Annotated in this window: 5 protein-coding genes; 2 read left to right on the top strand and 3 right to left on the bottom strand. The window is 68.9% G+C overall.

The genetic code is table 11. The features are described from left to right. The first annotated feature begins 1 nt into the window (after window position 1). Together AC2A1K_RS35405 and AC2A1K_RS35400 are read left to right on the top strand one after the other, a co-directional pair. Entirely contained in the window at window positions 2–172 is a 171-nt protein-coding gene (locus AC2A1K_RS35405) for a CbtA family protein (protein WP_483901039.1), read from the top strand. 445 nt (window positions 173–617) lie between these two features. Continuing rightward, window positions 618–2042 carry an amidase gene (locus AC2A1K_RS35400; RefSeq protein ID WP_483901038.1) on the top strand — a complete coding sequence of 475 codons (1425 nt, stop codon included), beginning with the start codon at window positions 618–620 and terminating at the stop codon, window positions 2040–2042. A 74-nt stretch (window positions 2043–2116) separates the two neighbouring features. Here AC2A1K_RS35400 and AC2A1K_RS35395 read toward each other — a convergent pair whose 3' ends face one another. The 3 genes from AC2A1K_RS35395 to AC2A1K_RS35385 form a co-directional block, all read right to left on the bottom strand. Continuing rightward, window positions 2117–3190 carry a helix-turn-helix transcriptional regulator gene (locus AC2A1K_RS35395; RefSeq protein ID WP_483901037.1) on the bottom strand — a complete coding sequence of 358 codons (1074 nt, stop codon included), beginning with the start codon at window positions 3188–3190 and terminating at the stop codon, window positions 2117–2119. A gap of 278 nt (window positions 3191–3468) precedes the next feature. Beyond that, window positions 3469–4644 carry a hypothetical protein gene (locus tag AC2A1K_RS35390; RefSeq protein ID WP_483901036.1) on the bottom strand — a complete coding sequence of 392 codons (1176 nt, stop codon included), beginning with the start codon at window positions 4642–4644 and terminating at the stop codon, window positions 3469–3471. A 117-nt stretch (window positions 4645–4761) separates the two neighbouring features. Further along, window positions 4762–5439 (bottom strand): acyl-CoA-like ligand-binding transcription factor, encoded by a 678-nt coding sequence (locus AC2A1K_RS35385; protein ID WP_483901035.1) that lies wholly within the window; start codon window positions 5437–5439, stop codon window positions 4762–4764. Between the last annotated feature and the right edge of the window lie 104 nt (window positions 5440–5543).

Below are 5543 nucleotides of genomic sequence, written 5' to 3'. Positions count from 1 at the left end.
GATCGTCTTCCCCGGCTTCGACCCGGACGTGCTCTACGCGTTCCGTGTCGCGTCGTTCGGCGCGCAGGCGCTGCTGTGGACGGTGCTCGGCCTCGTGTTCGGTGCGCTCGTCGAGCGTCGCCTCGCGCAGGACGACGTGCCCGAGCCCACCACGCAGAGCGCCTCTGTCTGACCGTCCCACAACTGTCCGACCGGTCCCACAACTGTCCGACCGGTCCCGCGACTGTCCGACCGGTCCGCGACGGCCCCGTCCCTCCACACGAGGGGCGGGGCCGTCGTCGTCATGCGCCACCGGTGGGGCGCGGCGGCGGCAGCATGTCCGTGGACCGGCCCCGTGCGTTCTCTCGGCGCGGATCAGTACTGCACGTGCGTGACCGGCGCCCCGGGGCGTCAGGCGCTACGCCTCGACGACGATCGGCGCGATCTGCGCCGACTTGGCCGGTTCGACGACCACCGCCACGGGACCGGGCTCGCCGGCGAGGGTGCGCAGGCACGAGGCGCCGCCGTTCTACCCCGTTGGGAGTGCGTCACTCGACCGATGTGTATCGCCGCGATGGCTGTCTAGCGTGCGACGGCACCGAGCACGTGCGGAGCGGACTGAGCAGCGAAGGAAGAGCATGGACCACACGGACTCCGACCTCTGCTACATCACCGCGACCGACGCGATCGCGGCGTTCAAGGACCGGTCGCTGTCGCCGGTGGAGCTGATGCAGGCCTTGATCGGGCGCGTCGGACAGGTCAACGACCGATTGAACTGCCTGACCTACGACTACTTCGAGCGGGCGCTCGAGCAAGCGCGACGAGCCGAGGCCATCTATGCCCGTGACCCGGACGCAGCTCGCCCGCTCGAGGGCGTGCCATGCGCGATCAAGGACTGGCACTCGGTCCAGGGCGAGATCACCACCTACGGATCGAAGCTCTTCCGTGACTTCCGCCCTGAAACCTCGTCGCCGACCGTCGAGCGGCTCCTGGATGCGGGCGCGATCATGCATTGTCGAACCACCACGCCCGAGCAGGCGCACACGGGCGTGACCAAGAGTCTGCTCTGGGGAATCACTCGCAACCCGTGGAACACGCGGTTCAGCCCGGGCGGCTCGTCCGGTGGTGCCGGCGCGGCCCTTGCGGCGGGCATGACCACCATCGCCGACGGCACCGACGGAGGCGGGTCGATCCGGATCCCGGCCTCTGCCAGCGGGGTGTTCGGATACAAGCCGCCGTTCGGACGAAATCCCACGGATCGCGAACATCCCAGCGAGATGGTGCTCCACTACGGCCCTCTGACCCGAAGCGTCGACGACGCCGGCTTGATGCAGAACGTGATGTCCGGCCAGCATCCCGCAGACATCCACTCTCTCCGCGAGGAAGTTCTCGTCCCGGCAACGATGGGCGACATGTCCGGTCGGCGTATCGCGCTCTCCGTGGACCTCGGCTACGTCGAGGTCTCCGACGAGGTGCAGCGGAACACCCGGCGCGCGGCTGCCGTGTTCGAGAGCCTCGGCGGCACCGTCGACGAGGTCGACCTCGGTTGGGACCACAGCATCTTCGAGGCCTGGCTCGCCAACTGGGAGGGCCTGTTCTGGTCCCTGGCCGAGGACATGCTGGAGCAGCGATCGGAGCTCGAGCCTTTCGTGGCGACGCTCATCGAGCGCGGTGGTACGCGAACGGTCAAGGAGTTCTACGGCGTCAACCAGGTTCGGTACGACGCGTACCAGAAGCTCGTCCGCGTCTTCGAGAACCATGACCTCCTGCTCTGCCCGACTCTGGCCGTGCCGTCCGTCCCTGCCGACCACGACAGCCAGGACCACAGCTTCACCATCAACGGGAAGTCTGTGCACCCGTACCTCGGGTGGGCCCTCACGTACCCCTTCAACCTGCTGAGCCCACTGCCGGTCGCATCCATCCCGACCGGCTTCTCACCGAGCACCGGCGTGCCCACCGGGACGCAGATCGTCGGCCATCCCTTCGACGACCTTTCTGTGTTCTCGGCAGCGGCCGCCTATGAATCGGCCAACCCGTGGCAGGGCCATCGGCCTGCTCTGTGATGCCGGAGTCCCGATCTCGAGGACGTCAACAGGTCGCCGGACAGGAGCCGGGTCACAATGATCCGTCGAGTGCGTCATCGGCAGGGCTCTCCGCGGTGCGCCCGCGCGCCGGACGCGAACGGCGTCGACGGTGACGGTTCGGCCGGCCAAGGCATCTTCGGGGTCCCGAGTCGGATCAAGCCGTCTTCTGCGGCAAGCGACGCAAGTCCTGCCCGGCTGACACAGCCGGTCTTCAGGAGCAGATGCTCGACGTGTGAGCCGACGGTCCGTGGACTGGCGCCGAGGAGCCTGGCGGTCGACCTGTTGGTGAGACCTCGCGACACGTGTGTCAGGACGTCGAGCTCACGTTCTGTGATCCCGAGCGGCAATGGCCCCTGCTTGATCATCAGCAGCGCCCTCGACGGTCCGTAGTGCCCGGACGGGAGTCGCAGGACGTGCACCCGATCCCAGTTCCTCCGGTCGGGTGTCGGACAATAGCCCCTCGCTGCAGGCTTCCCCGACATCAGGAATGCACGAGCGGCAAAAAGGACGTCATTCGAGGGCTGCTCGTCGGCCGGACCCGCAGATGTCGGCACAGCAGCACCGCGCTCGTCGACGAGATACGATGCCGAATGATCACCGAACGAGCTCGCCAGTCGGCTCGGAGCGAGCGCGGCGTCGACCAACTGACCAAGCGACGGGGCGACCAACTCGATACCGCTTCTCGCGGTGTCGTTCGGTGCCCTGTCGTCCGAGAAGCTCATCGTCAGCATGCCGGTGACCCGTTCTCCTGCGCGGGAGCGGAGTACGAGCGTCACTCCTTCTCGGAAGCCGGCGTGCTCGAGGAATTCTCGGTAGACTCGTGTGTTGTAGAAGTCCGGGCCGTAATCACACATACGCATCGGCCGGTACGTCCTGCGTGCGATACTGTAGGTCGGGCAGTCAAGATACTCACGATTGATGAAATTGAGTAGCGGTGCAGGATAGCCTTGATTCGCCAGTACTCGATGCTCGCCGGTCAACGGGTCGCGCACCGCAATCATCGCCGCGTCGTAGGGCGCTATCGTCCGGAGGGGGCCGAAGAGTTCAGTCGTATCGTCCGCATGGTGCACAGCGCCGGCCACGATGGAACCCACATCGGCGATCGCCTTGATCTGAGCGTAACGCACGGGTTCACCTCCGTGGGCCGGACAGCGACGGGCCCGGAGCGGATGCCGGCGTTCATCAGGCTCCCGCTTGCGTCTGACTCCAACACTTGCCTCCGTCGGAGGCTTGCACCACGGGTCCCGTTGGTCAACGCCGAGCAACCCGGGCGCAGGAAGCGGGCGGCCTCGTGGCGCCCGCGTGACCACCGCGTGCATCGCCCGCGAAGACCCGGGCCCCCGGGGCGCTCGTGACAGCCTCCGGCCCGCCGTCGTCGAGCAGTCCGGTCCCGGCGGCGAGGGCATCACGGGTTTCCGAGGGCACGAGGGCACGGTAGCCGCGAGGTTGACAGCGTCAACCTGATCCGCAGGTTGACATCGTCAACCACGGAGACCGTGCATGCCCGTCGTTGCTCGTCGACGCCCCCCGACACTTCCGGTGCGTCATCTGGGGGTTCACCGCGCCGCAACGTTTCGCCGTCGACCACGGCGTCGCCGAGTTCCGCTACGAGGACGATCCCGCTCGTCCGGCCCTTCGTGCGCGGATTCCTCGACGACACGATGACGCCGATGATGCGGGCGACCCTGGCCGCCACCCGCGACGGCGTCGAGGCCGAGCTTGCGCCGCGGTGACGCACGACGAGGCCTGCCTTCGGCCTGGGGTCGGCTCGGCCGGCGAGCCGCCTGCACGTTCGGCCGTGCGATGTTCCCGGTGCTCCGATCGGTCCGCGGCTACCCTCGGAAGCGGGCCGTCGACCTGGACCTATCATCACGGCGACCTGCGGCGCGTCATGATCGCCAAGGCCGGCGAGGTGCTGGAGAAGGACGGTCCGGAGCGCCTGTCGATGCGCGAGGTCGCGCGCCGCGCCGGCGTCTCGTCCGCCGCCGGGCCGGACGCGCTCGCCGCGATGGGCCGGGCCTACGTGCACGCCGCCCTGGCCCGGCCCCAGCTCTTCCGGCTCATGTTCGGCACCGGCATCGAGGGCTGGTCGGCGCACCCCGACCTCGCCACGGCCAAGTTCGCGAGCGTCGACGAACACCAGCGCGCCGTTGAGGTAGGTCATGTCCGGGGAGGCCGGGTTCAGCACGGCCGCCGCCATCTCCTCGGACGTCGCCGCCCGCTGCATCCCGTGGGCGTTCTGCCGCGACCAGCCCGCCAGCGGTGTGCCACACCGGATCGGGCAGCGCCATCGCCCCGGACCGGCGGCGCACCATCTCGGTGTCGGTGACGCCCGGGCAGATCGCGTTGACACACGGATGCCCTCGCCGGCGTACTCCGGCGCCGCCGCCTGCACGAGTCCCGCCAGCGCGCGCTTGCTGGAGTTGGTTGCTGAACGAGACGCCGGCGTTGTTGAAGCGATGTCGATCCGCCCGAGCTGGGCCACCGTGCGCGCGACGAGCGCGTCGACCTGCTCGGTCGACCACACGTCGGCCGGCACGAACAGCGCGTCGCCGCCTGCGGCGCGGATGCTGCGCTCCACCTCGCCCCCGAGCTCGCGACGACGTCCGCGGATCCTGCGGACCGGCACCCGTCGTCCGCCCTCCTGATGTTATCGCTGTTCACATCGTGGGGGGTGCCGGGTGAAGCGTCGGTGGGATCAGGAGTGGGCGGCCCGTTCCCCGGCTCGACCGCAGCTGTTCGAGGAAGGCGTCCCGGGGGGATGCTGCGATCGGCGTGGGGAAGCGAGCTCGAGTGCCTCAGCTCTCGCGCGGGGCAGCAGCATCCGCAGGGTGCGTTCCATGAGCGCGCCGAGGTCCTCGTCGGGATGCGCGAGCCAGTGCTCGTGCGCGGCGAGGGTCGCGGCCAGGACGGCGTGACCGGCGGCGAGGGCCACGAGGTCGTCGGGCGCCTCGCCGCGACGGCGGGAGACGAAGTCCGAGGCCACGCGCTTCCAGCGGGCGTGGTGTGCCGCCGCCTTCTCCTGGACCGCGGGCACGGTGAGGATCAGTTCGGCGCGCTGGCGTGCCCATCGGTGCTGGTCGGGAGGATGGTGCAGGGCTTTCGGGGTGGCCGCGACGAGGGCTTCGTCCCACGGCAGGGTCTCCGGGGTCGCGGCCAGGAGATCACCGAAACGGCTGATCTCGGCAGCGGACTGCACCCACAGCACGTCGGCCTTGGTGGAGAAGTAGCGGAAGAACGTCCGGCGACTGACTCCCGCCGCCGCGGCGATGTCGTCCACGCCGACGGCGTTGAAGCCGTCGCGCAGGAACAGATCCTGGGCGACCTCGGCGAGCTCATGTGCACTCGTGAGTGCGGGACGCCCGCCGACCGACACGGGATCGATCGTCGCATGTCTGACGCCCACGTGGCCCCTCGCCCCTCGACTTTCGGCATGCGGTGTCATAACCTCCGCTCGAGGGTTGGAGTGTCGTTCATCAC

Source organism: Actinomycetospora sp. 2LY8.5 (assembly GCF_057180585.1).
The sequence above is the reverse complement of the archived record's forward strand: the minus strand, read 5'-3'. Positions and strand labels throughout refer to the sequence as shown.

Excerpts from the sequence above, each read along its gene's own strand:
- AC2A1K_RS35400 (WP_483901038.1), top strand. The coding sequence starts at position 618 with ATGGACCACACGGACTCCGACCTCTGCTACATCACCGCGACCGACGCG.